Below are 25,232 nucleotides of genomic sequence, written 5' to 3'. Positions count from 1 at the left end.
ATGACCGAGGCCGACCTGATCGCCGAGTTCACGACGCTGAGACGGGGTCGCGGCCTGCACCGGGCCGACGTCCACCACCGCATCGGGCGGGAGGTGGCGCGCTGGGCCGACATCCCGCCGGACTGCGGAGGCGCGGAGGTCCGTCGGCTGGTCGGCCAGGCCATCGGCCTGCTCACCGACGTCGACCTGCCGGCGGAGGACCGCAAGGCCGTGCTGGTGGCCCTCGGCCTCGACCGCGACCTGCACGCGGCCACGCTGTCCCGGCGGACCGAGCTGCTGGCGGCCGACCGCCGGCTGTCCGAGCGCACGGCCCGGCGTCGCGTGGACGACGCGTTCGTGAAGCTGGCCCAGCTGATCGCCCGGACGGTCGACCCGTCAGACCCGGAGCGGGGCTGGGCGGTGCGCCGGCTGCGCGTGCTGGTGCGGCTGGACCGGCCGTGCCCGGAGGTGATTGAGGAGCGCACGATCGTCGCCACCCGGGACGGCCTCGACCACATCGTCGCCCGGTTCAGCGTGCCGCGCCGACGCGACGGCGCCGACATCGACCGCGAGGTGCAGGCCGAGATCCAGCACGGGGCCCGCATCGTCGCGGCGCACCGCCTGAACGCCGTCCACTTCCGCTATCTGCTCAGGCTGCCCCGGCCGCTGGCCTGGAACGAGACGCACACGTATGCCATCGTCTTCCAGGTCCGTGACGGGCAGCCCATCGCCGATCACTACGTGTTCAACCCGCTGGTCACGTGCGCCCTGTTCGAGACGCGTGTCCGATTCGGCGCGCAACGACGGCCGCTGGCCGTGTGGCGCACCGACCGGGCCGGACCGGGCACACTGCCGCACCGGGGCACGCCGGACGGCCCGCTGCTCGCCCTCGACGGCGCCGACGAGGTGGCGGCCCGGTTCGAGCGTCCGGAACAGGGCTTCAGCTATGGCATCTGCTGGCGACACCAGTCCGATTAGGACAGTTCGGGTCAGGACAGGCCCAGCAGGCCGTCGATGCCGGTCACCCGCATCACCTTGAGCAGGTGCGGCTGGGGGTTGGCCACGGTGAAGGCGATGCCGCGCTGCTCGGCGGCCTGGCGGCCGGACAGCAGCACGCGCAGTCCGGTGGAATCCATGAAGGAGACCTGGGCGAGGTCGATTCTCACGGCGTGGGCGCCGGCGGTCGAGACGGCCGCGGTGACGGCCTCCTCGAGGCCCGGCGCGGTGCCCAGGTCAACCTCGCCGGACACGGCGAGGACCACGGTCTCCGTTCCTTCGCTGCTGATATGCACCGGGCAACCCTACTTGCGTCCGAGCCCGTGGCGCAGCGCCGTGTCCGTGTCGAGGTGCTGAAACACGTGTTCGATGAGATTCAGTTCACCATGCCGGTCGCTCACCCGAATGACGTGGTCACCGACCGTGACGGCTTAGGGCAACAGCAGGTTGACGTCGCCGAACTCGTGCCACAGGTAGCCGGCCCGCACGGCCTCGGCGTAGCAGGCCATGAGCAGCGGCTCGTCGGCGATCGCGGCCAGCATGTCCAGGTGCGAGGCCATCGGCTCGTGGAAGCCGGTGAGCAGCCCGTCCACCACCCGCACGCCCCGCTCGGGCGTGATCACCAGGTCGGTCCAGCCCTGCGCCGGCACGACCTCGGTGCCCTCGACCGCGCTCTCCAGCGCCCGCACGGCGGTGGTGCCGATGCCGATGACCCGATTGCCGGCCGCCCGCGCCTGGTTGACGATGCGCGCGGTCGTCGCCGACACGGAAAACCGCTCCGGATAAGGACGTTCGTGTGCCTCGGGCGAGGCGACGCCGGTGTGCAGCAGGATCGGCGCGAACTGGATGCCGGCCGACACCAGCCGCGTGACGACCCGATCGGTGAACGGCCGGGCGGCGCTGGGCATCTCGGCGCTGCCCGGGTGCTCGGCGAAAACCGTCTGGTAGAAGGGCAACGGCCACTGCCGCGGCACGTAGCCGTAGCGGATGGGCACGCCATGGTCGAGCAGATACCGTGGCACGGAAGGAACATCGAACGCAGCTGTCCACAGGCGACCCCGCGAGTACGGCTCCAGCAACGTCACCGTGGCGTCGCCGGGCAGCGAATACCGTTGGCCGGCAACGGCGTCCCGGAACGGCCCGTCGGCGGTGCGCAGCTCGATCAGCCAGCTGCTGTCCGGCTGCCTGGTCGACACGTGCAGCATAAGGTCCGAGTCCAGCACCGGCACGGCCGCCGGCAGCGTCGCCGAGGTGTTGACCACGAGCACGTCGCCCGGGGTCAACAGCGTCGGCAGCTCGTCGAACCGGTGGTGGCTGATCTCCCCGGAGGCCCGCCGGCCGACCAACAGCCGGACGGCGTCGCGGGACAGCCCACGAGCCTCCGGCGGCTCGTGCGCCTCCAACTCGGCCGGCAGCGTGAACTCCACGGTTGCGGTCATCGCTCACTCCAGATCATCACGGTCGCCCCCGCCGGGCCGCGCACCTCGAAGCCGTAGTGGCCTCGGGGATAGCGGCCCGGCCCGCGAACCAGCTCGTCGGACCGGGGGCGCAGCGCGCGGAACGCCGCGTCCACCTCGCCGTCGGTGGCCAGCTGGAACGCCGCCGGCGCCGATCGTGGCGAGCCGGCCGCGGCCAGCTCCACGTAAGCGCCGTCGGCGGCCCGCAGCACGACCCCGCCGTCGAATCGATCCACTTCGGACAGTCCAAGTCGGACCGTGTAGAACTCCGTCGCCGCGACGAGATCCTCGACCTCGTACGGCAACCACAGTGCGACCGGATTCACAGCCGGATCCGCCCCGACTCCGGCCGCTCGGTCACCAACTTCACGTACGCCGGTATCACGGCCTCCGGCAGCTGCCGGTCGCTGATGTCCTCGCCGGGGAACGCGTCCTGATGCATCCGCGTGCGCAGGTCGCCCGGATCGACGACCCAAACCCGCAGCTCGGGCGCCTCCACGGCCAGCACCCGGCCGATGTGCTCCAGCGCCGCCTTGGCCGAGCCGTATCCACCCCACCCGGGATACGGTTCGACCGCGGCGTCGGACGTCACGAACACCACCGAGCCGGCCCGCGCCACCAGCGCCGGCAGCGCCTGCTGGGTCAGCGCGAGCTGGGCCAGCACGTTCACCTCGAACACCTCGCGCAGCCGGTCCAGCGGGAACTCGGCCAGCGTCGGCAGCGGGCTCGGCCCCAGCACACCCGCGTTGTTGACCAGCAGGTCGAGGCCGCCGAGCTCGTCGGCCGCCGTGACCAGGGCGGCCCGGTGTGCGGGGTCGGTGATGTCGCCCGGTATCGCCTGTACTGTCCCGTTCAGTTCACTGGCGGCGGTGCGCAGGTCCTCGGCCCCCTGGCGTCGAGGACCAGGCTCCAGCCGGCGTCGGACAGGCCCTTGGCCAGTGCCAGCCCCAGACCGCGGGACGCGCCGGTGATGATCGCGACGGGCATCCCCGTCACCTCCTCGGGTGGTCGTCTGTGCTCGTCACCGACGCTATGCAGCCGCGGACGCCATGCCATCGGGCGACGGGCCCGCGCGGCCTACGACCTTGGACCTAGGACCGCCGCCCGATCCGCCGGCCGGTTTCAGTGGGTACGGTTGCGTCATGGGCACCTGCGACCGGGACGAGCTGCGCGAACTGAGCGCGGCCGTGCTCGCCGTGACCGCGCGGCGGTCGGTGCGCGAGGTGCTACAGACCATCCTGACCTCGGCCCGGCGGCTGCTCGACGCCCGCTACGCGGCCCTGGGCGTGCCCGACGAGAACGGCTCCTTCGCCGAGTTCCTGGCCGACGGCATCACCGACGAGCAGTGGAAGGCGATCGGACCGGTGCCGCGCCAGCACGGGCTGCTCGGCGTGCTGCTGCGCGACCCGAATCCGGTGCGGCTGAGCGACATCCGCCAGCATCCGCAGTTCGACTGGTGGCCGTCGGCCCATCCGGTGCTGACCGACTTCCTGGGCATGCCGATCACCGACGGGGACGAGATCCTCGGCGAGTTGTTCCTGGCCAACAAGAACACGCCCGGCGGCTTCCGTGCCGAGGACGAGGAGCTGCTGCGGCTGCTGGCCGGGCACGCCGCCATCGCCATCGTCAACGCCCGGCTGTACGAGCGCAGCCGCGAACTGTCCATTGTGGCCGAACGCAACCGGATCGCCCGCGAGCTGCACGACGCCGTGACACAGAAGCTGTTCTCCCTGCGCCTGACCGCCGACGCCGCCGCGGCGCTGGTCGACCGGGACCAGGCCCGGGCGGTCACCGAGATCGACAACGTGCGCCGGCTGGCCGCCGAGGTCAGCGACGAGCTGCGCGCGGTGGTCGTCGGGCTGCTGCCGGTCGACCTGTCCGGTGACGGCCTGGATGCCGCCCTGCGCAAGCAGGCCGAGCTGCTCAACCGGGTGCACGAGGCCGAGGTCGCCTTCGTCGGCTGTCCCGTGCCGAAGCTGACGTCCGCGCGGCGCGAGGCCCTGTACCGGATCGCGCAGGAGGCCCTGCACAACGCTTTGCGGCACGCCGATCCGGCGCACGTGGAGATCGACCTCTCGACCGGTGACGGGCAGGTCGTGCTTCAGGTCCGGGACGACGGCCGGGGTTTCGACGCCGAGCGGTCCGAGCAGGCGGCGCGCAAGCTGGGGCTCACGTCGATGCGGGAACGGGCGCGAACGGTCGGCGGGCGGCTGACCGTGACCTCGACGCCCGGCGGTGGCACCACGGTGCGGGTGGAGGTGGCGACCGGTGGCTGATGTGGTCAAGGTGCTCGTCGTGGACGACCACCCCGTTGTGCGCCAAGGATTGCGGACCTTCCTCGACCTCCAGGACGACCTCACCGTCGTCGGCGAGGCGGCCGACGGTCAGTCCTGTGTGGACGCCGCGCTGGCGCTGCGACCCGACGTTGTGCTGCTGGACCTGAAGATGCCCGGCAGCGGGGGAGTGGAGGCGCTGCACGGCTTGCGCGCCGCCGGCAGCCCGGCGCGGGTGCTGGTGATCACCAGCTTCACCGATCCGGTGGCCGTGTTGCCGGCCGTGCGGGCCGGCGCCGCCGGCTACGTCTACAAGGACGTCGACCCGCCCGCGCTGGCCGCCGCCATTCGGGCCGTGCACGCCGGGCATGTGTTGCTGCATCCCGATGTCGCGCGCCTGCTGGCCGCCGGCGAGGCCCAGCCGCACGGCGTGCACCTCACCGGCCGTGAGCGCGAGGTGCTGGCCGAGCTGGCCCGCGGCCGGTCCAACCGGGAGATCGCCAAGTCGCTCGTGCTGTCCGAGAAGACGGTGAAGACGCACGTCAGCGCCATTCTGGCCAAGCTCGGCGTGCAGGACCGGACGCAGGCCGCCCTGCACGCCGTCCGCACCGGACTGCTGGTCTAGGTGTTCTGACCCGTGAGGTTGGGAACGCGGCTGGCTGGTGGTAGGCCTTTGAGTGCGGTGTGGCCGCGGTGGTGATTGTAGGCGTGTAGCCACTGCGGCAGGGCCTGGCGGCGTTCGGTCTCGGACCGGTAGGGGCGGGCGTAGGCCCATTCGTCGAGCAGGGTGCGGTTGAACCGTTCCACTGTGCCGTTGGTCTGGGGCCGGTAGGGGCGGGTGCGTTTGTGGGTGATGTCTGCGGCGGCCAGGGTGTCGCGCCAGAGTCGTGAGCGGTAGCAGGACCCGTTGTCAGTGAGTACCCGTTTGACGGTGATTCCGTTGGTGTGGAAGAAGGTCTGCGCCCTCTGCCAGAACGCGGCGGCGGCTTCCTTGGTCTCGTCGGGCAGGATCTCGGTGTAGGCCAGACGGGAGTGATCATCGATCGCGTTGTGCGGGAATCCGTAGCCCAGCGAGGGGTTGCGGTAGGCGCTGCGGGTCGCGGTGGCGGTGCGTTGGCTGTTGCGGCCGCCGATCTGACGGCCGTGCACCCGGTGACCGCCGCCGTCGGGGATGTTGCCCAGCTTTGTGATGTCGACGTGGATCAGGTCGCCGGGAGCGTCGCGTTCGTAGCGGCGGATGGGGTGCGCGGTGGCGCGGTCCAGATGCGTCAGGCGAGCCAGGCCGTAGCGACGCAGCACCCGGTGCACCGTAGCCGGGTTCAGGCCGAGCAGGTAGGCGATGCGGGCCGGTCCCCAGCGGCGTAGTACGCGGACCTTGATGATGCGGCGTTCGGTGCGGGTAGGGGTACGGCCAGGGCTGGTGTGAGGACGGGAGGACCGGTCGACCATGCCAGCGGCACCGAGTTGGCGGTAGCGCCGCGCCCAGCGTTGAGCGGTGCTGACCGAGACCTGGAACCGGTCGGCCGCTGGTCGCAGTGGCCAACCGTCGTCCACGACGCAGCGGGCCAGCCGCAGCCTGCCCAGCTCGGTCAAGGGTGCGTTACGGTGGGGCATGAGGGCCTCCGGGAGCTCGGTGTAGACGTCGCAATCCACACCGAACCTGGAGGCCTTCCCTCATTTCAAGATCATCGGTTCACGTGTCTGCCCGTTCGCAACCTCCCAAGGCAGTACAACTAGGTGCGCACCAGCAGCACGCGGTAGGCGTTGGACCAGCCGTGCTTGCGGCCCCACGGCGCGTGCAGCTTGTCACCGATGAGGGCCAGGATCATCAGCGGCACCGTGATCACCATGCTGGCCTTGCGGGCGAACCGGTGCAGCGCGCTCGGCCGCTTCGGGTGCCACGGCACGTTGTTGCCGCCGACGACCCAGTTGGCCCACAACAGGGTCGCCGCGATCATGTCCATCGAGCCGTGCGGCTCGGCCCGCTGCTCGTCCACCACCGTGAAGCCGACCTCTTCGGCCGCTCGCTTGAGGTTCCCGATCGGCATCAGGTTCAGGTGCTGCGGCTGCAGCCACGGCATCCAGTACTTGCCGAGCACCCGGCCCCACTTGCTCTCCGGGTCCGGCAGCTCGATCACCAGGTGCCCGCCGGGCGCCAGCACGTCCGCCGCGGCGGCCAGTTCGACCTGGGGATCCAGCGTGTGCTCCAGGTAGTGGAACATGCTGAGCACGTCGTAGTTGCCGGCCAGCTCGGCCGTCATCTCCGGGAAGTTGCCCCGGTAGGCCTTGGTGATCCACCCCTTGTCCTGCGCCAGTTCCACGCCGGCGCTCAGGTCGAGACCGTCGAAATCGGTGTCCGGCAACACTTCCGCCGCCGCCTTGCAGAAGTGCCCGTGCCCGGTGCCCACGTCCAGCCAGCGCTTGGGCGTGTGGTGCTTGGTCAGCAGCGCCGCGCGGTCCTTCAACCCGGTCGTGTTGCCCTCGAACATGGCCGCCATCTGCTGCTCACCGAGGCCGTCGTAGCAGTCGCGGTAGTAGAACTCCAGGCCGGCCAGGCTCAGCCGTGGGTTCTGGAAGATGTGGTGGCAGTCCGCGCATTCGGACAGCTCGAACCGTCCGGGCTTGTGCTGCAACAGGTCCACCGTACGCAGCCGTGTGGTCAACGTGGCCGACCCGCACCACGGGCAGTCGTCGCGGCGCGGTTCGAAGAAGCGGTCCAGCCCGGCCGCGATGTCGGCGAGGTACTGGGGGCGTCGCGCGGCGACTGGATCCGTCTCCGGCAGGGAGGAAGCGGTCATGCGCGCAGCGTAGCGGCGAACGCTGGGCGCTGTCCCCGCGCCGTTGGTCGCAAAAGGTTCCGGATCCCGGAACGGCGGCTGTGCGCGCGGTCGCCGGAGGTGCATAGTCCTTCGGTCACAGCCGAGGGGAGGTGAATTGTGCGAAACAACCATCGGACGCTGCGGTCGACGGTGACGTTGGACCTGCTCGTGCCGCAGTCGCCGCCCGTGGGCGTCAAGGTCGACCTGCGATACGACACCCGTGATCCGTACGCGGTCACCGCCGCCTTCCGAGCCGGCCCGTCCGGCTGCGTCGAATGGTGCTTCGCCCGTGACCTGCTGGCCGACGGCCTGATCGAGGAGTCCGGGGTGGGCGATGTCCGCATCGGCCCGGCCGCCGACGCCGTCGAGCTCGTGGTGCTGGTCCTGAGCGCGCCGGCCGGCCTGGCCGTGTTCGAGGGCCTCGCCGAGGACCTGGCCGAGTTTCTGGACCGGACGTACGACGTCGTGCTGCCCGGCACCGAGAGCTGTTGGGTCAGCGTCGACGACGCGCTGAGCACTTTGGCATCCCGCGACCCGAACTGAGCCCCCTGCTACGGTGCCGTGGACGGCTCTGTCAGGGGGATGACATGGTGTTGTTGGCGCAGATCAGCGACCTGCACCTGGACGGTTCCGAGCGGGCGACGGCGCGGGCCCGGCGGGTGATGGACTATCTCAACGGCCTCGCCCAGCCCGTGGACGCCCTGCTGGTCACCGGCGACATCGCCGATCACGGCACCGAGTCCGAGTACGAGGAGGTCTCCCGCCTGCTGGCGGGGGCCGGGTTCCCCGTGCTGACCTGTCCCGGCAATCACGATGTCCGTGCTCCTTTCCGCAAGGCCCTGCTCGACGAGGAGCCTTCCGACGGCCCCGTCAACCGCCTGCACCAGGTGGGCGGCGTCAACATCCTGATGGTGGACGGCATCGTGCCGGCGCATGATCACGGATTTCTCGATGACGAGACCGTCGGCTGGATCCTCGACCATCTGCGGGACCAGACCCCGACCTTGATCGCCTTGCACCATCCGCCGGTCCCCGTGCACGAGCCGTTGATCGACCGCATCCTGTTGCACGACCCCGACCGCCTCTCCGCCATCGTCGAGGCCCATCCGCAGGTCATCGCCGTGCTCACCGGCCATGCCCACACCGCCTGCGCCAGTTCTTTCGCCGGTCGTCCCATCATCGTCTCTCCCGCTGTCACCTATGCCGTGCGACTGCCTTGGGAGGGCGGTTCTTTCGACAACTGGGACCAGCCGCCCGGCGTCGCGTTCCATGTCGTCGAGGGCACCCGCATCACGACGCACTTCCGCTCCGTGTGATCCACTTCTACGCGGTCGTCGGCTTCCTCGCCGCCGTCTTTCCCATCACCGCCACTCCCGGCGCCAGCGTCGCCCTGCTCATCCAGGCCGGCCCTCGCCGCGCGTTGCCCGTCATCGCCGGCACCGTCACCGGCCTGTACGTGCACGCTTCGCTGGCCGTCCTCGGCTTGTCCGCCATCGTCATGCAGTCCAGCGAGGCGTTTTCCGTCGTCCGCATCGCCGGCGCCGTCTATCTCGTCGGCCTCGGCCTGTGGACCTGGTTCTTCGGCGGTTCCCGCCGGCCCAAGCCCCGTGCCGAGCCCACCTACATCCGGGCCGTGTTGGCCAACGTCCTCAATCCCAAGGCCGCCGCCATCTATCTCACCCTCGTTCCCCAGTTCGTGACCCCCACCGAGAGCTTGGCCGCGCAGATCTTCGTCCTCGTCACCGCCCACGCCCTCCTCGCCCTGGTGTGGCTGTCCCTGTGGGCTTTCGTCCTCCGTCGGCTCCCTCGCACCGACACTTTCCGGGCCTGGGCCCGCCGCGTCACCGCCGTCGTCCTGGTCGCCCTCGGTGTCCGCGCCGCCACCGCTTAGGCCGCACACCCGTGCCCAGGCGCCGCTGCTCAGAACTCCGTGTTGATGATCGCCTCGACCAAGGTCTCCCCGGCCGGGGTGAGGGTCACCGCGTCATCGGACAGCACGGCGAAACCGCGGTCCTGCAACGAACGGAACCGGCCGGCCCACGGCTCGTCGAACAGGGAGCGGCCGAAGCGGCTGCGGTGCAAGGAATCCTGCAGCGGCTGAAGTGAGGTCAAGGCCATCTTGACGGCCCGGGTCTCCTGGCCGGAAGGGGAAAACGCCGTCGCGGAGCCGAGCGGAACGCGGCCGGCCTCGACGGAAGCGGCGTAGGTCTGCCAGTTGACGTCGGTGATGGCCTCGGACCGCCGGCAGCTGGAACTGCCGCCGAGCCCGATGGCCACCTCGGCCTCCTGCCGGTCCTGGTCGACCATGATGGACTTCCACGTCTCCGGCCCGATTCCGTTGGCGGCGAAGTACATCGTGGGATGCTCGACGTACCCGGCGGCGCGCAGGCCCTCGGTCAGCACCGCCCGCATCTCGTACTGCTCGTCCAGCGTCGGCCAGAAGTGGCCGTCGCGTTCAAGACGGGAGCGGTAGCTGTCGACCTGCCACGCGGCGGGCTTCTCGCCGGCGACGCCGGTCCGCGTTTCGGCGTACGACTTGAGGTGCAACTTGGTGCACACCACAGAGTTCACGCCGGTGTCCAGCACGACATCGAGATCGCGGCGCACGCTGTCCACGGTCTGGTCCAACAGCCCGTACATCAGGTCGATGCTGATTCGCTCGAACCCAACCCGTTGCGCCGCACGGATGAAGTCCACGCACATCTGAGACGTGTGCTCCCGCCCGCACAGCTTCAACACCGGGTCGTCGAAGCTCTGCACGCCGCAGGACAGCTTGGTGCAGCCCAAGGACGCCAACAACTCCAGCTTCTCCACGGTGAACGTGCTGGGATCGCCCTCGAACCGGACCGTGGTCTCCGGGCCGAAGTTGAAGTGCGAGCGGTAGAACTCCAACAGCCGGGCGATGTCCGCCGCGGGAAGAAGCGACGGGGTGCCGCCGAAGACGTTGAACTCGCCGATCGGGGCCGAACTCAAGGACGGCACGTTTTCCAGCCACAGCAAGGCTTCCCGCATGTTCCAGTCGGCCCACTGGGTCAGCTTGCCGGGATCGCCCTTGACCAGCACGACCGGGTACTGGCAGAACCGGCAGCGATAGGCACAGGTCGGGATGTACGACCACAGATGGATCGGGGCGGTGTCCCGCAGCTGCACGTCCAGGTCGGCCAAGAACTCGGCGGGGGAGTAGTCCGGGGTGTCGCCGGGAAACACGTGGGCCCCGAACGGATCCTGGGTCACGTACTCCAGCAGGTGAGCGTTTTCCGGTGCGCGCAAGGCTGCCAGCATCAGAAGACACCGCCGTTGCCGAAGTAGTTGTGTGCCTCGCCGGATTCCCGGTCTTCGCAGTAGTACCGCACGAACTCGCGGAAGCGGGCCGGCGGCACCTCGGAGAAGCAGGCCGGCAGCGGCGGCGGGTAGCCGATGTCCTCGCCGACGGTCGCCCGCAGCCGGGCGAAGATCTCGTCGGCGAACTCGAGGTACAGCCGGTACGACGGCGTCTTGTAGACGTGGATCGGCGTGAAGTCGACGACCCGCATCTCGTCGGCGATCTCCTCGATCCGGGCGCGCAGCCGCTGGACCAGCGCGGCGCCGAAGAACTCGATCACGTCCGCGGAGTCCACAAGGGATGGTGTGAGCAGCAGCGGCAGGATGGTGTTCTTGGGCGTGAAGTCCTTGATCGAGAACTCCCACGCCTGCTGGGCCTGCGCCTCGGTCAGGTCGACGTCGCGGGTGCTGGGCCGCTCGGGGCGGATGTCCCGCATCACGATGATGCCGTCGTTGCCGTAGGCCCGGCCGGTGATCACCTCCTCGATGGCGTGGTCCACCCGGCGCGGATTGATCTCCACCCGCGAGGTCGGCGCGTACACGATGTCCTCGCCGGAACCCCGCACCCGGATGCCGAAGTCCCAGTCGTCGGACAGGTGGTTGACGAAGTGTCCATTGTGGAGCTGGTAGAAGATCTCGATGCCGCCGACCTTCTCGTACACGTCCCGGTCCACGGCGAAGCCCTTGCCGTCGGGGAAGCCGCCGAACAGTGCGAATGTCACGGCGCGGCAGCGCAGTGTGCGCTGGATGGCGTCCCACAGGCGCGGTCTGGCGGTGAAGTGCGCGGGGTTGTAGTAGTAGTCGCAGACGCCGATGGCGGCCTTGTTGGATTCCATGGTACGGAACAGTTCCGGCAGCCAGCGCGAGTCGACGCGGCAGTCGGCGTCGGCCGAGACCAGGTAGTAGCGGGTGCCGGCGGCGCGGCCGAGCCGCCGAGCCGCGAAGTCCATGCCGGTCTTGCGGGCGCAGGCCACGCCCTGCTCCGGCTCGTCGAGCAGGTGGATCGTCAGTGATGGGTGCGCGGCCGCGAAGGCCCGGGCCACGGCGACCGTGTCATCGGTGGAGTTGTTGTCCACCAACACGATGTCGTACAGGTCGTGATCCAGCTCCTGGGCGTGCAGGCTGGCCAGCACGGCCGGCAGGTTGGCGGCCTCGTTGAACACCGGCAGCACCACCGACAGCCGGGTCCGGGTGGCCAGCATGTCGTCGACGAGCTGCTCGGTCCGGTCCCGGTCGAAGTGCTGCCGGCCGATCCGGTGGTTGTGTTCCGCCATGCGCGCACGCTTCCCTTCGTCCAGCAGCAGTTCGGCCACGGAGTCCACAAAGGACTGATCGGGCAGGTCGGCGGTGAGGACCGGGGCTCGGAAGCCGAGATGCCCGTACACCGTGTGGTACAGCGCGTAGTCGCTGGTCAGGTAGGGCACGCCGGAGGCGATGGCCTCGCCGATCGGGTTGCCGTAGCTCTCGTAGTCGTACGAGGTGAGGAAAGACGCCAGGGTGGCCTCGGCCAGCAGGTCCCGGATCGAGTAGGCCCGCCCGGTCCGCACCTCGCGCGGGGCCAGCCGGCCGCCGAACACCACCCGCTCGGTCACGCCCAGATCGGCGCCCAGCCGTTGCAGACGCAGGAATTCGTCGGGATCCTCGGCCGGATCGCCGGCCACGAACAGGTGCACGTCCGACAGTTGGGCGATCAGGTGCAGGTCCCGGTCGATGCGCTTCTGCGGGATCACCCTGGTGCAGCGGGCGATGATCGGAACCCCTTCAGGGATACCGAAGTGGGCCCGGAATCCCGGCAGAGGCCGGGGAGGGGAGTGGTCGAAGGTGTTGGGCAGCACAGCGATGTCGTGTAGGTCACGAGCCCAGGAGAGCGTTTTCCGCGCCGCCTCGTCGTGCAGTGCGACGTACTGGATGTGCGGCGAGTCGACGGGTTGCACGGCGTGCGGATACGGCTCGCGGCCGTACTTTCCGCTGCCCGGCTCGCTCTGCCACATCAGGTCGTGGTCCCGCCACAACACGAACCGCCCCAGCCCGGCCTCTCGCCCGTACAGCGCGATGGCCTGGTACAACGCCTTGGTGTAGATGATGTTCTCCGGCAGCGTGCCGTTCTCCACCACCACGAAGGTCACCTGAGCCCGCCGCCACGCGGCCACGATCCGTTCGGCGACAAGGCAAGCCAGCGCCTCCACCTGGGGCAGCAGGTCCGCCCGTCCCGCGCCGACCACCTCGCGCAGCACCTCGGCGACGAATTCCGCTTGGTATCCCTCGATTCCCGCCAAGCAGGGTCGGTCGAGCCGCACCCAGTCCGGCAGCGCCGAGGATTCCTCCCGGTACGGCCGGAAGAAGGCGTTCTTGTCGGCCTTGATGTCGTAGCCCAGATCGAGGTGCACGCGGTGGCCGCGGTCGCGGAACACCGATGCCGTCTTCACGAACTCGACCACGAGTCCGGAGATCGGGGTCGCGTCGAACGAGATTCCCCACAGCACCGACATACACCGCACGCTAACCCGCTGCCGGACCGAAAACGCCGGCCGACCAAGGAGATCTGCCCGGAACTGCCTTACGCGCTGCGAGCCGGACCGGCCAGGGCTACGATGTGCCGCGCGAGGTGATCCACACGCCGATCTGCACGCGCGAGGTGAAACCGAGCTTGCTCAGGATGTGGTCGACGTGCGCGCCGACGGTGCGCGGCGAGATCGACAGCCGGGCGCCGATCTGCTTGTTGGTCAAGCCGTCGGCCAGCAGCACGGCCACGTCCATCTCGCGCCGGGTGAGCGGCCCCAGGCTGGGCGTCAGCCCCTCCAGCAGGAACGGCCCGGCCTCACTCAAGGACCCGATCGCCCGGCCGGCCTCGAATGCCGCCTCGAACGGCTTGTCGCCCATGCGCCGCCGCAGTTCCGCGATGCCGGCGTGGTGAGCACCCAGCCAGACCGGGCTGTCGCCCAGCGCCGACTCGGCCCCGACCAACAGCGACGTGCGCTCGACCATGCCGAGGATCCGCGCCGCCCGCGCGTGCTCGCCCGCGCCAAGGGCGATACCGGCCAACGTTTCCGCCAACACCGTGAACAGACTGGTCTCGTTGAAGCTCAGGCAGCACCGGACGCATTCCGCCGCATTGCGGAAAGCGGTATCCAGGTCGCCCTGCAACCACTTGGCCATCGTGAGCGCGTAGTGCGCATAGCCGCGCGCCCACAGTTCGCCCCGTTGTCCCGAGAACTCGATCGCCTTGTCGGCCAAGGCAATCGAGCGCTCCGGATCGCCGGTCAACGCCGCGATCATCGCGCGGGCGGCATAGGGCGGATACAGCCGCCCGCCGGGATTCTCCACGCGGTGGTAGCAGGCAATGGCTTCCTCGAGACGTGCGTCCGCGCGGGGATAGTCGGCCCCGATGAGCGCGGCGACACCTTCGCCGTACGAGGCCAGCGACAGCAATTCGTCATCGCCGAGGGAACGGGCCAGTGCGACGGCTTCCGCCCCGATCTCCATCGCTTTCGCATGGCCGCCGAGCACCGCCGTCGCGTAAGCGGTGACCCACAAAGCCTGAACACGAAGCTCGGCGGGCAGATCGTCCCGTTCGAGGATCTGGGTCAGCCAGCGCCGGCCCTCGCCGACGAATCCACAGTTCAGCCAGAAGAAATGCAGCGACACGGCCAGCCACGGCCCGGTCAGCGCATCCGAGCCGACACCGTATTCCAGCGCCGAGCGGAGATTGGCGTGTTCACGCCGGGTCAGCGCGAGGTATTCCAGCTGCCGCCCGGTGAACCAGTCGGCGGCAATGCCCCGGGCGAACTCGAGAAAGTGGGAGTTGTGCCGGGCCCGGAACTCCTCGGTCTGCCCGGACTCGGCCAGCCGGTCGTGCCCGTACCGGCGAATCGTCTCCAGCATCCAGTAGCGGGCGGAGCCGTTGTAGCCCTCGCGCACCAACACCGATTTGTCGACCAGGCCGGCGATGGCCATCAACACGTCACCACGCCGGATCGGGCCGCCCGCGCACACCGATTCGGCCGAGGTCAGCGAGAAGCCGTCCTTGAACACCGACAGCCGGGCCCACAGCAGCTGCTCCTCGGGCGAGCACAGGGTGTAGCTCCAGTCCACGGTCGCGGCCAGCGTCTGCTGCCGCGACGGCCGGAACGCGCCGCCCCGCGACAGCAGATCGAAGCGATTGTCGAGCTGCGCCAACAACTCGTTCATCGACAGCACGCGCGTCCACGCGGCGGCCAGCTCAATGGCCAGCGGCAGCCCGTCGAGCTGCCGGCAGATTCGGCCGATGGTGTCGCCGTTCGTCGGTTTCACCGCGAATCCCGGCACCACCGCCGAGGCCCGGTCGACAAAGAGCCGAACCGCGTCGCTTTCCTCCAGCGGCGGCACGTGCAGCAGGTGCTCGCCCTCGATGCCCAGCACATGCCGACTGGTCGCCAGTATTCGTACGTGAGGCGCGGCGGCCAGCACCTTGCCGATCAGCATGCCGCAGGCCTCGACCATGTGCTCACAGTTGTCCAGCACGAGCAGCAGCGACTTGTCCTGGAGGAACGTGGCCACCTGGTGGAAGGAATCGGCCGGTGCATCGCGCATGCCGATCTCGGCCGCGACCAACTCGGCCAGCAGCCCCGGATCGGCCAGCGAGTCCAATGCGACGAGATGGACCCCGTCGGCGAAAGAATCCGCCGAATGGGTGGCGATGCGCACGGCTAGCCGTGTCTTGCCGGCGCCGCCCGGGCCAATCATGGTGACCAGGCGATGCTGGGACAGCAGCGAACTCGCCGCCCCGATTTCGGCCTGCCGTCCCACGAAAGAGGTCGTGTCCGCCGCTCGCCAGCCCAACCCGCTCTCCCGACGTCGTCCGGTAGCGGTGCGAGCCTACCGAGCCGGTAACTGAGGCAGGAAACCTCCGTTCGGTGGGTCGCCGAGCGGGAATCGCCGCTGGTGGGTGAGAGTATGCGGCGTGACTACGTGGTACCGGTTGATGCGTCCCCGGGGCATGCACGAGGTGCACCGGGTGTCGACCCCGCTGGAGCTGTTCTTCGACCTGTGTTTCGTGGTCGCCGTCTCGCAGGCGGCGGCGCAGCTGCACCACGCGCTGGGCAGCGATCACCCCGGCAACGGGGTGCTGCACTACGCGATGATCTTCTTCGGTATCTGGTGGGCCTGGATGAACTTCACCTGGTTCGCCACCGCCTACGACACCGACGACGGCGTCTACCGGACGACCACGCTGGTGCAGATCACCGGTGTGCTGATCATGGCGGCCGGTGTGCCGCGGGCGTTCGACGACGACTTCCGCATCGTGATCGCGGGGTACGTGGTGATGCGGCTGGCCATGGTCAGCCAGTGGCTGCGTGCGGCCAAGGCCGACCCCGACCGCCGCCGGACCGCTCTGCGCTACGCCGGCGGCATCTTCGTCGCCCAGGTGCTGTGGGTGTGCCTGCCGCTGCTGCCGCTGTGGGCGTTCGGGGTGTTCGTGCTGCTGGAAATGGCCGTGCCGATCTTCGCCGAGAGCGCGGAGCCGACCACGTGGCATCCGCACCACATCACCGAGCGGTACAGCCTGTTCACGTTGATCGTGTTGGGCGAGTCGGTGCTGGCCGCGACCACGGCCACCCAGGCGGCGCTGGACTCCGGCACCGGCGTCGGCGACCTGGCCACGCTGGCCGCGAGCGGGCTGCTGATCGTGTTCGGCATGTGGTGGCTGTACTTCGACCGGCCCGTGTTCTACCTGCTGACCTCGCTGCGTACGTCGATCATCTGGGGCTACAGCCACTACCTCGTCTTCGCCTCGGCGGCGGCCGTCGGCGCGGGGCTGGAGGAGGCCGTCGAGGCCCACGACCACATCGGCTGGGCTGTGGCCGTGCCGGTGGCGGTGTACGTGCTCAGCGCGTGGGCGTTGCAGGTGCGGCCGCGGAAGGAACACGTGCTGGACGCCGTGCACCTGCTGGCGGCGGCGTTGGTCCTGCTCACGCCGCTGACGCCGTGGGCAGTGCCGGCCACGGCCCTGGTCGTCGTGCTGCTGGTGGTGTTCAGCCTGTCGCTGGGCCGGCCGTCGAGTCTCGAACAACCAGCTCCGTCGGAACTGTGACCACGGTCGTCTCCTGGGCGTTGCCGGGACCGAAGGCCAGCTCGACGGCCTTGCGCCCGATCTCCTCCAACGGCACGTGCACGGTGGTGAGGTTGGGCCACACGTCGACGGCGGTGGGCAGGTTGTCGTAGCCGGCAACCGAGACGTCGTCGGGGATGCTCCTGCCGGCGGCGCGCAGTGCGCTGACGGCGCCGGCGGCCACGAGATCGTTGGCCGCCAGCACGGCGGTGAAGTCGTGGCCGGCGGCGAGCAGGCGCTCCACTGCCTCGCGGCCGGCCTGGCGGCTGAAGTCGCCGTGTACGACCAGGTTCTCGTCGACGGCGAGGCCGGCCTCGGCCAGCGCGGCGCGGAAACCGGCCAGCCGGGCGGTGGTGGTGCTGCGGCCGTCGGGACCGGTGACGTAGGCGATGCGCCGGTGGCCCAGCTCGACCAGGTGCCGGGTGATGGCGATGGAGCCGCCCTCGTTGTCGATCGTCACGACATCGCCGGGCGCGTCGTCGCCAGGGGCGGGGCGGCCGCACAGCACGAGCCGTGTGCCGCTGCTGCGCAGGCCCTTGGCTCGCGCGATCGCCGCGGCGCGGTACTCCTCGTCCTCCGGCGCCGCACCGACCAGGATCACGGCGTCGGCGCGGTGCCCGCGCAGCAGGTCGAGGAAGGCGAACTCCTGCTCGGGGTCGCCCTCGGAATTGCAGATCACGGACAGCCGGCTGGTCTCGGCGGCCGCGCCCTGGATGCCACGGGCGATGCCGGCGAAGAACGGGTCGGACGCGTCGTTGAGCACCACGCCGACGATGCCGCTGGTCGCGTGCAGCAGGGCTCGGGCGTGGGCGTTGACCACGTAGTCCAGCTCGCGCACGGCCTCCTCGACCCGCTGCCGCGTGCTTTCCGCGACCGGGTAGTTGCCGTTGAGCACACGGGACACCGTGGCCGGCGACACGCCGGCGCGAGCGGCCACCTCGACCAGCGTGACGGGCATGTGGAACCCCCGGATTCGTCCCGTTCAGACCAGGTGATCACGGTAGCGCCGAATGACCTCGGCAAGCACCTCGGCCCCGTTGCGTTTCCTCAGGTCGGCGTTGAATATCTCCACCTCGACGGGCCCTTGGTAGCCACTGGCGTCGACTTGGTGGCGTATGTCCCGCAGCGGGACGTGGCCGTCGCCGAGCTGGCCCCGGCCGAGCAGGACGCCTTCGGGCAGCGGGGTGATCCAGTCCGCGACCTGGAACAGCGCGATCCGGCCGGCCGCGCCGAGCCGGGCGATCTGGTCGTCGAGATCGGGTTCCCACCAGCAGTGATAGGTGTCGACGACCACGCCGACCTGCTCTTTCGGGAACGGTTCGGCCAGGTCGAAGGCCTGTTTCAGGGTCGAGACCACGCAGCGGTCGGAGCAGAACATCGGGTGCAGCGGCTCGATGGCCAGCGTGACGCGGCGTTCGCCGGCGTACGGCGCGAGCTCGGCCAGCGCGTCGGCCACCCGGCCGCGGGCGCCCTTGAGGTCGCGGTCATCCAGCCCGCCGGAGACGAGGACCAGTACTGGACTGTTCAGTTCAGCTGCCTCGTCGATCGCCCGGCGATTGTCGTCCAGGGCCTGCTTGCGCTCGGCCGGTTCTCTGGCCGTGTAGAAACCGCCGCGGCACAGGCTGGTGACCGTGAGCCCGGCGTTGTGGATCAGCCGCGCCGCCTTGGCCAGCCCGTACGTCGCGACCGGTTCCCGCCAGGGCGCGATGCCCGGCACGCCCGCGTCGACACAGCCGGCGACCAGCTCTTCGAGCGACCACTGCTTGATCGTCTCGCTGTTGATGCTCAGCCGCTGGAGATTGCTCATAGCAGCGCCACCCGGCTCGCGGCCAACTCGGGATCGGGGAACAGGTTCAGCTCGGCCGCGAGTTCGTAGCAGCGCAGCAGGTGTTCACGGGAGCGTGCGGTCTCCAGACCGCCGATCATGCTGAAGTGGTCCTGGTGACCGGCGAGCCAGGCCAGGAACACCACGCCCGTCTTGTAGAACCGGGTCGGCGGCTCGAAGACGTGTCGGGCCAACGGAACCGTTGGCTCCAATGTGGACAGAAAGCCCGCGGTGTCGCCGTCGTCCAGGTGGGCCAGCGCCCGCGCGGCCACGACGGCCAGCGGGTCGAAGATGCCCAGCAGGGCGTCGCTGTGCCCCTGCTCGTCGCCGGCGATCAGTCGCGGGTAGTTGAAGTCGTCGCCCGTGTAGCAGCGCACGCCCTTCGGCAGTCGGCGTCGCAGCTGGATCTCGCGTTCCGCGTCCAGCAACGAGATCTTCACGCCGTCGACGCGCCCGGCGTTGGCCTCGATCACCGCCAGGAACGTCTCGGTCGCCTGGTCGAGATCCTCGCTGCCCCAGTAGCCGGTCAGCGCCGGGTCGAACATCGGGCCCAGCCAGTGCAGGATCGCCTTGTCCGACACCTGGTTCAGCAGCCGGCCGTACACCTCGTGATAGTCGTCGGCGTCACGGGCGGTCGCCGCCAGCTGCCGGCTGGCCATCAGGATGGGTTGCGCCCCAGCGCTTTCCACCACCGACAGCTGCTCGGTGTAGGCCGCGATCACGTCGTCAAGACCGGTTGCCGGCCCCGCCAGCTGATCGGTGCCGGCGCCGCAGGCGATCAGGCCGCCGTCAGCCTCGGCGGCGCTGCGCTTGATCAGCTCGGCCGCCGTCGACCAGTCCAGGCCCATGCCCCGCTGCGCGGTGTCCATCGCCTCGGCGACACCAAGGCCCAACTGCCAGAGATGACGGCGAAACGCCATCGTGGCGTCCCAGTCCAGCCGCGTGCTGTCGTCCGGATCGGCGACGACATGCGCAGCGGCGAAAACGACCCGGCTACTCACAGCGTTAGCTCCGGGACGGCGATGCGACGGCCCTCGGCCGCCGACTTCAGGCCCAGCTCCGCCAGTTGCACACCACGTGCGCCGGCGAGCAGGTCCCAGTGCCACGGCTCGTCCAGCACCACGTGGCGGAGGAACAGTTCCCACTGCTCCTTGAAGCCGTTGTCGAACGCGGTGTTGTCCGGGACTTCCTGCCATTGCGCGCGAAAGTCCACCGGGGACGGCAGATCGGGGTTCCACACCGCTTTCGGCGTGATGGAACGGTGTTGCACGCGGCAGTGCCGCAGTCCGGCGACCGCGCTGCCCTCGGTTCCGTCCACATGGAACTCGACGAGCTCGTCGCGGTTCACCCTTGTCGCCCAGGACGAGTTGATCTGGGCCACGATTCCGTTGTCCAGCTGGAAAATCCCGTACGCCGCGTCGTCGGCCGTTGCCGCGTAGGGCAGGCCGCGCTCGTCCACCCGCTCGGGGATGTGGGTCGCGGTAAGCGCTTGCACGCTGCGGACCGGGCCGAAGATGTCGCGTAAGACGTACTGCCAGTGGCAGAACATGTCGAGCACGATGCCGCCGCCCTGCTCGGCCCGGTAGTTCCAGGACGGGCGCTGCGCCGGCTGCCAGTCGCCTTCGAACACCCAGTAGCCGAACTCGCCGCGGACCGACAGCACCCGGCCGAAGAAGCCCCCGTCGACCAGCCGCTTGAGCTTGCGTAACCCCGGCAGGAACAGTTTGTCCTGCACCACACCGGTTTTCACCCCGGCCGCGGCGGCTTGCCTGGCCAGGTCCAGCGCGTCGTCAAGGGACTCGGCCGTCGGCTTCTCGCAGTAGATGTGCTTGCCCGCGTCGATCGCCGCCAGCACGCCCTCTTTGCGGGCCGAGGTCACCTGGGCGTCGAAGTAGATCTCCACGTCCGGCTCGGCCAGGGCCTTGGCCACATCCGTCGTCCAGCGCTCGAGACCGTGCTGCTCCGCGATCGCCCGGATGCGGTCCTCGTTGCGCCCGATGAGCACCGGTTCCGGCCAGATGACCGTGCCGTCGGCCGTGGCCAGGCCGCCTTGGTCGCGGATGGCCAGCACGGAGCGGAGCAGATGCTGGTTGTAGCCCATCCGCCCGGTAACCCCGTTCATGGCCACCCCGACGGTCCTCCGCGCCACGCGCCACCTCCCGCATAGAAAAGCCTTTCTACGGGGAGGCTAGGAGCAAGGTTCGGGGGTGTCAACCAAGACCACCCGCATGCGGAGAGCGCTGACCGGCGCCCTCGGAAAACCGGACAGAGCTGCCCGGGGCCGCCGCTGGGGGTTGCTCTACCTGAGTGGCTCAGTTGGGTCTGGAAGCCAAATGAGCCACTCACGTGGGGAGCCGGGAGGCACGTGAGTGGCTTAGGTGGGGGTGGAGGCCAAATGAGCCACTCACGTGGGGGTAAGGGGAAGGGGCTGGGGTCAGCCGGCGGACTTGTCCTCGGCCTTCGGCTCCACCTTGCCGAGGACGCGGGTGGCGAAGTCGCGCTGGGCGACGACGACGCGCTCGGCCAGGGCGAAGTTGGCCTCGACGATGTCGGCGGGCTGGGGCAGGGTGGCGCCGAAGGCGGTGACGGTCTTGGCGATGTCGGCGACGAAGGGGACCTTGTCCAGGTCGACCAAAGAGGTCAGGCGGGTGACACCGTCGGCGACGGCGTCACCGGTGCGCTTGACGGCGGCGACGTACTGGTCGCCGAACTGCTGGGTCAGCTCGCTGTACGTGGTCATGGCAGTCTTCTCCTCAAGGAAAGGGGCGTGAAAAGGGCAGGGCGGTGCCGTGGAAGGGTGAAACGAAGATCAGCTGTCGCCGACCATGGCCTGGTACGTCTGGGCGAGCGCGGATTTCTGAGCGGGGCTCAGGCGCTCGTCGGCGGCGATGGCGGCCAGCACGCTGGGCTCGGACGCGGCATCGGAGCCGTCCTGGTCGAGCCAGCCGAGCCGGCGGAACAGGTCGTCGGCGGAAATGCCGAGACCGGCGGCGATCGACTTGAGCACCTCGGCCGACGGGCGGTACAGGCCCCGCTCGACCTGGCTCAGATACGAGTCGGACACGTTGGTGACCCGGGCGAGGTGACGCAGCGAGAGCCGTGCGACCTCGCGCTGCGCCCGGATGTACTTGCCGAGGTCGGAGAGGGCCTCACTGTGCTGGTCCGCCATCTCCGACCTCCCTCGAGCCGCTCAACCTGATGACACAAGGAAACCACGCGGTGCGTGGTACGTCAAGCACCTGCGAAGTGGCCTACGCAACGTCAGCGCGCGGCGGCCGCCTTGAGCAGCAGGTTGAGCTCGTCGACCAGGTACGTGGCCAGGTTCTCGATGTCCGGCACCAGCTCCCGGCAGGCCACCAGCCCGAAGTGCAGCTCGCCGAGGTAGCCGACCAGCGTGATGTTCAGGCCCTGCCCGTCCAGGATCACCGACATCGGGTACTGGGCCAGCAGCCGGGCCCCGGCCAGGTACACCGGCACGTTCGGCCCGGGCACGTTGGAGATGCAGATGTTGAACGGTGGCAGGCGATGCATCATGCCGGTGGCGAACGCGACCCGGGCCACCCGCGCGGTCAGCGCCGGCGGCGCGAAGTCGGAGATGTCGTCGACCAGGCCCTGCGGAATGGTGGCCTGCTGCGACTTGGCCACCTTCGTGGCCTCGTGCACCACCGACAGCCGCTGCTCGGGATCGTCCAGATTGGTCGGCAGCACGGCCAACATCGCCGACACCCGGTTGCCCATCTTGCCCTTGGCCGCCTCGTCGCGGACGGACACGGGGATCATCGCGTTCAACGGACTGGACGGCAGGGCTTCGTGGTCGGTGAGCCACTTGCGCAGCGCACCGGCGCACATGCCCATCACCACGTCGTTGACCGAGGTGCCGAAGGCGTTCTTGACCGTCTTCACGTCCGCGAGACTCACGCTGCGGAACGCCACCCGCCGGTGCGGGGTGATCTTCTTGTTGAACGGGGTGCTCGGCGCCAGGCCCAACGTGGTCGGAATGACGCTGCCGTCGCCGCGGTTGAGGCCCAACATCTCCCCGACCAGCGGGCTGACCAGCGGCGCCAGTGTCGGCACCTTGCGCACGAACTCGCCGGCCAGCTGCACGGTCTGCACCGGCCGCCAGGCCAGCCGGGCCGCCACCCGGGCCATCAGGGTCACCGGGTTCGGCGGCTTGGCCGGCACGAACTCCTTGGCCGGCGGCAGTTTCCGCCCCTCCGGCTTCAGATCGAGCAGCACGGTCAGCAGCTCGGCCCCGGACACGCCGTCGATGGCCGCGTGGTGCACCTTGGTGTAGACGGCGACCAGCCCGTCGGCCAGGCCGGTGATCAGGTACGTCTCCCACAGCGGCCGCCGCCGGTCCAGCGGGCGGGCGTGCAGCCGGGCCAGCTGCTCGGTCAGCTGGGCCATCGAACCCGGGCCGGGCAGGGCGACCTCGCGGATGTGGTACTCGATGTCGAAATCGGCGTCGTCCACCCAGTACGGCTGGTCGAGGCCCAACGGGACCTCGAGCAGCTTGCGGCGCATCACCGGCACGAGCGGCAGCCGCTGCCCCAGCACCTCGGTGAGCAGCGCCAGGTCCAGCGGCCGCGGCGCCTCGCTCGGATCGAGCACGCAGACACCGCCGACGTGGCCGGTGGAGTTGGTCGTCTCCAGGGCGAGGAACGCGGCGTCCAGTCCGGTGAGTTGCTGCATGGCACCCTTCACTTTCCGGCGATGGTGGTGGTGCGGGCGAGCCAGGTCGTCACGGCGTCGATCACCGCGGCCGGCGTCTCCAGTTGGGGCGTGTGGCCGACGCCGGTCATGAACACGCTGTCCCACTGGGGATTGGCCGCCGCGACCCGACGGGCCGCGGCGATCGGCACCAGCCGGTCGGCGTCGCCGCTGATCAGCAGGACCGGCGCGGAGATGCCGGCCATGATGTCCCGGTAGCGGTCGGGCCGGGCCAGGAAGCGCATCAGCGAGCGGGTGGCGCCGAGGAACGACTCCTCCTTGCCACGGATGGACCGGCGCTGCTCGACGAGCGCGATCGACGCCTCCTCCAGCTTCGGATCGACGCGGCGGGGATCGGCGAACACCAGGCCGTGCATGCGACGAACCTGTTGCCGCGCCGGCAATCGCGACTGGGCGAGGCGCATGTACAGCTCGCCGAGGCCGGGCAGCAGATACGTGGCGAACATGCCGGCCACGCGGAGGTCCGGGCGGGTGGAGACCGGCGGCAGCGCCGGGTCGACGAGCACCAGTCCCGCTACGGAGGAAGGGGTGTTGTGGGTTTGCAGCACGGAGATCACGCCGCCCATCGAGTTGCCGACGAGCACGGCCGGCCCGCCGACGATCTCCCGGATGAACGCGTCCACCAGGCGCACGTTGGACCGGATCGTGGTGCTGCGCGGCGAACCTGGCGTCAGCCCGAAGCCGCGCAGATCCAACGCGACCGCGCGGCGGCCCTGAGCCAGCGCCGAGCCGACCAGCGCCCAGTTCAGGTGCGAGCCGCCCAGCCCGTGCACGAACACGATCGGCGGCCCGTCACCCTCACCGCCGAAGTCGATCCAGTGCACGGGGCCGTCGATGTCGGTGATCCACCCCTTGGCGCCCCACCGCTCGGCGAACGTCCATGGCGCCGGCCGGGTCATCGGGCCACCGGGTAGAACGCGCGGGCCCAGCCGGCCGGGCGGAACGGCTGCCACCGGCCACGCTTCTGGGCCAGCCGGTCGGCGACCGCCCACAGCGTGGCCGGATCGACGCCGAAGCCGAGGTGGGCGCAGGTGACCTCGATGTTCTCCCGGTCCGCCGCCGGCTCCTGCATGCAGGCCCGCCAGTGCACGATGCCGTCCGATTTGGAGTAGATCGCCGTCGACGGCACGGGAATCGGCCGGCTCAGCGTGTCGCGGCCGGGGACCCGGTCCGGATGCGCGTGCCGGCGGGAGCGGCGGCGGAACGCCGGCTCGGCCCGGCTCTGCCGCGGATCGACCAACGCGAACGGGCTGCCCAGCGTGATCACCTGACGCACCAGGTGCGGATGGTCGCGGGCCAGCTCACGGGCGTAGATGCCGCCCAGGCTCCAGCCGACCAGCGACACCGGGCCGCCGGTCGCCGCGGCCATGTCCTGCAACAGCACCGGCATGCCGTCCAGCACCGCGTCGGTCGGCCCGATGTTGCGGCCGAGACCCCAGCCGCGCGTGGCGTACCCCAGCATGCTGAGGTACGCCCGCAGCGCCTGGTTGCTCATGTCGTCCGCCATCAGCCCGGGCAGCAGCAGCACGCCGTGCCCGTCGCCGCGCGGCGCGCGGGACAGCAGCGGGACGGCGAACGGCAGCGTGCCGAACGTCATCGCGCCGCGGACCGGCTCGGTCAGGAACCAGTGCAGGGACGGGCGTCGCGCCGCGTCGTCGGTGACGGACATGCTGGCCCCTCTCGTTTCGCCGGGGCGTTACTTTGCGTTAACCCCGATCGTAAGGAGATCGCCCGGCGACAAGC

26 protein-coding genes are annotated in these 25,232 nt (G+C 69.8%); 7 read left to right on the top strand and 19 right to left on the bottom strand.

All coding sequences use genetic code 11. The features are described from left to right. Positions 1-957, top strand: a complete 957-nt coding sequence (locus M3Q35_RS18980) for a hypothetical protein (RefSeq protein WP_273943222.1) — start codon at positions 1-3, stop codon at positions 955-957. An 11-nt stretch (positions 958-968) separates the two neighbouring features. On the opposite strand, the gene M3Q35_RS18975 is transcribed toward M3Q35_RS18980, so the two are convergent. From M3Q35_RS18975 to M3Q35_RS48520, 5 genes are all read right to left on the bottom strand, one after another. Continuing rightward, positions 969-1,271: an STAS domain-containing protein gene (locus tag M3Q35_RS18975; protein WP_273943221.1), complete on the bottom strand. Its 303-nt coding sequence runs from the start codon at positions 1,269-1,271 to the stop codon at positions 969-971. A gap of 135 nt (positions 1,272-1,406) precedes the next feature. Next, positions 1,407-2,414 carry an S-adenosylmethionine:tRNA ribosyltransferase-isomerase gene (locus M3Q35_RS18970; protein ID WP_273943220.1) on the bottom strand — a complete coding sequence of 336 codons (1,008 nt, stop codon included), beginning with the start codon at positions 2,412-2,414 and terminating at the stop codon, positions 1,407-1,409. After that, positions 2,411-2,758, bottom strand: a complete 348-nt coding sequence (locus tag M3Q35_RS18965; RefSeq protein ID WP_273943219.1) for a VOC family protein — start codon at positions 2,756-2,758, stop codon at positions 2,411-2,413. Before M3Q35_RS18965 ends, M3Q35_RS18970 begins: the two co-directional genes overlap by 4 nt. Then, a complete protein-coding gene (locus M3Q35_RS18960) occupies positions 2,755-3,267 on the bottom strand; it encodes an SDR family NAD(P)-dependent oxidoreductase (RefSeq protein ID WP_337960637.1) in 513 nt (170 codons plus the stop codon). Before M3Q35_RS18960 ends, M3Q35_RS18965 begins: the two co-directional genes overlap by 4 nt. A gap of 17 nt (positions 3,268-3,284) precedes the next feature. Continuing rightward, positions 3,285-3,419, bottom strand: a complete 135-nt coding sequence (locus tag M3Q35_RS48520; protein WP_337960609.1) for a hypothetical protein — start codon at positions 3,417-3,419, stop codon at positions 3,285-3,287. 155 nt (positions 3,420-3,574) lie between these two features. Here M3Q35_RS48520 and M3Q35_RS18955 point away from each other — a divergent pair, with 155 nt between their 5' ends. Then, entirely contained in the window at positions 3,575-4,708 is a 1,134-nt protein-coding gene (locus M3Q35_RS18955) for a GAF domain-containing sensor histidine kinase (protein WP_273943218.1), read from the top strand. Further along, entirely contained in the window at positions 4,701-5,330 is a 630-nt protein-coding gene (locus tag M3Q35_RS18950; protein WP_337960608.1) for a response regulator, read from the top strand. Before M3Q35_RS18955 ends, M3Q35_RS18950 begins: the two co-directional genes overlap by 8 nt. Here M3Q35_RS18950 and M3Q35_RS18945 read toward each other — a convergent pair. After that, complete coding sequence (locus tag M3Q35_RS18945) at positions 5,327-6,319, bottom strand: IS481 family transposase (protein WP_273943217.1); 993 nt, start codon at positions 6,317-6,319, stop codon at positions 5,327-5,329. The two genes, M3Q35_RS18950 and M3Q35_RS18945, sit on opposite strands and share 4 nt — an antisense overlap. Positions 6,320-6,438: 119 nt before the next feature. Next, a complete protein-coding gene (locus M3Q35_RS18940) occupies positions 6,439-7,503 on the bottom strand; it encodes a class I SAM-dependent methyltransferase (RefSeq protein ID WP_273943216.1) in 1,065 nt (354 codons plus the stop codon). 138 nt (positions 7,504-7,641) lie between these two features. Between M3Q35_RS18940 and M3Q35_RS18935 the strand changes: the two genes are divergently transcribed. The 3 genes from M3Q35_RS18935 to M3Q35_RS18925 are packed head-to-tail and all read left to right on the top strand — an operon-like array spanning position 7,642 to position 9,415. Further along, positions 7,642-8,067, top strand: coding sequence for an SsgA family sporulation/cell division regulator (locus M3Q35_RS18935; RefSeq protein WP_273943215.1), 426 nt, complete (start codon positions 7,642-7,644; stop codon positions 8,065-8,067). A 44-nt stretch (positions 8,068-8,111) separates the two neighbouring features. Beyond that, on the top strand, positions 8,112-8,840 hold the full coding sequence (locus M3Q35_RS18930; RefSeq protein ID WP_273943214.1) for a metallophosphoesterase: 729 nt from the start codon (positions 8,112-8,114) through the stop codon (positions 8,838-8,840). After that, the gene (locus M3Q35_RS18925; protein WP_273943213.1) at positions 8,837-9,415 is read left to right on the top strand and encodes a LysE family translocator; all 579 of its coding nucleotides are present in this window, start codon (positions 8,837-8,839) and stop codon (positions 9,413-9,415) included. The genes M3Q35_RS18930 and M3Q35_RS18925 overlap by 4 nt, the downstream gene beginning before the upstream one ends. Before the next feature lie 29 nt (positions 9,416-9,444). On the opposite strand, the gene M3Q35_RS18920 is transcribed toward M3Q35_RS18925, so the two are convergent. The 3 genes from M3Q35_RS18920 to M3Q35_RS18910 form a co-directional block, all read right to left on the bottom strand. Further along, positions 9,445-10,806, bottom strand: coding sequence for a radical SAM protein (locus M3Q35_RS18920; protein ID WP_273943211.1), 1,362 nt, complete (start codon positions 10,804-10,806; stop codon positions 9,445-9,447). Then, positions 10,806-13,334, bottom strand: coding sequence for a glycosyltransferase (locus tag M3Q35_RS18915; protein WP_273943210.1), 2,529 nt, complete (start codon positions 13,332-13,334; stop codon positions 10,806-10,808). Before M3Q35_RS18915 ends, M3Q35_RS18920 begins: the two co-directional genes overlap by 1 nt. Positions 13,335-13,431: 97 nt before the next feature. Continuing rightward, the gene (locus tag M3Q35_RS18910; RefSeq protein WP_273943209.1) at positions 13,432-15,630 is read right to left on the bottom strand and encodes a helix-turn-helix transcriptional regulator; all 2,199 of its coding nucleotides are present in this window, start codon (positions 15,628-15,630) and stop codon (positions 13,432-13,434) included. Positions 15,631-15,784: 154 nt separating this feature from the next. Here M3Q35_RS18910 and M3Q35_RS18905 point away from each other — a divergent pair, with 154 nt between their 5' ends. Further along, positions 15,785-16,915 (top strand): low temperature requirement protein A, encoded by a 1,131-nt coding sequence (locus M3Q35_RS18905; protein WP_273943208.1) that lies wholly within the window; start codon positions 15,785-15,787, stop codon positions 16,913-16,915. Here M3Q35_RS18905 and M3Q35_RS18900 read toward each other — a convergent pair. From M3Q35_RS18900 to M3Q35_RS18860, 9 genes are all read right to left on the bottom strand, one after another. After that, positions 16,857-17,891, bottom strand: a complete 1,035-nt coding sequence (locus M3Q35_RS18900; protein ID WP_273943207.1) for a LacI family DNA-binding transcriptional regulator — start codon at positions 17,889-17,891, stop codon at positions 16,857-16,859. The two genes, M3Q35_RS18905 and M3Q35_RS18900, sit on opposite strands and share 59 nt — an antisense overlap. Before the next feature lie 24 nt (positions 17,892-17,915). Beyond that, complete coding sequence (locus tag M3Q35_RS18895) at positions 17,916-18,740, bottom strand: sugar phosphate isomerase/epimerase family protein (protein ID WP_273943206.1); 825 nt, start codon at positions 18,738-18,740, stop codon at positions 17,916-17,918. Continuing rightward, positions 18,737-19,759, bottom strand: coding sequence for a dihydrodipicolinate synthase family protein (locus M3Q35_RS18890; RefSeq protein ID WP_273943204.1), 1,023 nt, complete (start codon positions 19,757-19,759; stop codon positions 18,737-18,739). Before M3Q35_RS18890 ends, M3Q35_RS18895 begins: the two co-directional genes overlap by 4 nt. Beyond that, a complete protein-coding gene (locus M3Q35_RS18885) occupies positions 19,756-20,880 on the bottom strand; it encodes a Gfo/Idh/MocA family protein (protein WP_379793983.1) in 1,125 nt (374 codons plus the stop codon). Before M3Q35_RS18885 ends, M3Q35_RS18890 begins: the two co-directional genes overlap by 4 nt. Before the next feature lie 312 nt (positions 20,881-21,192). Beyond that, the gene (locus M3Q35_RS18880) at positions 21,193-21,498 is read right to left on the bottom strand and encodes a hypothetical protein (RefSeq protein WP_273943202.1); all 306 of its coding nucleotides are present in this window, start codon (positions 21,496-21,498) and stop codon (positions 21,193-21,195) included. Positions 21,499-21,567: 69 nt separating this feature from the next. Continuing rightward, positions 21,568-21,927 carry a helix-turn-helix domain-containing protein gene (locus tag M3Q35_RS18875; RefSeq protein ID WP_273943201.1) on the bottom strand — a complete coding sequence of 120 codons (360 nt, stop codon included), beginning with the start codon at positions 21,925-21,927 and terminating at the stop codon, positions 21,568-21,570. Positions 21,928-22,019: 92 nt separating this feature from the next. After that, complete coding sequence (locus tag M3Q35_RS18870; RefSeq protein ID WP_273943200.1) at positions 22,020-23,450, bottom strand: WS/DGAT/MGAT family O-acyltransferase; 1,431 nt, start codon at positions 23,448-23,450, stop codon at positions 22,020-22,022. Between the two features lie 8 nt (positions 23,451-23,458). Then, positions 23,459-24,388, bottom strand: coding sequence for an alpha/beta fold hydrolase (locus M3Q35_RS18865; protein WP_273943199.1), 930 nt, complete (start codon positions 24,386-24,388; stop codon positions 23,459-23,461). Then, entirely contained in the window at positions 24,385-25,158 is a 774-nt protein-coding gene (locus M3Q35_RS18860) for an esterase/lipase family protein (protein WP_273943198.1), read from the bottom strand. Before M3Q35_RS18860 ends, M3Q35_RS18865 begins: the two co-directional genes overlap by 4 nt. Positions 25,159-25,232: the final 74 nt, after the last annotated feature.

It is taken from the genome of Kutzneria chonburiensis (genome assembly GCF_028622115.1).
Lineage (GTDB): Bacteria > Actinomycetota > Actinomycetes > Mycobacteriales > Pseudonocardiaceae > Kutzneria > Kutzneria chonburiensis.
Note: the sequence above shows the minus strand (reverse complement) of the source record. Positions and strands in the feature narration are given on the sequence as shown.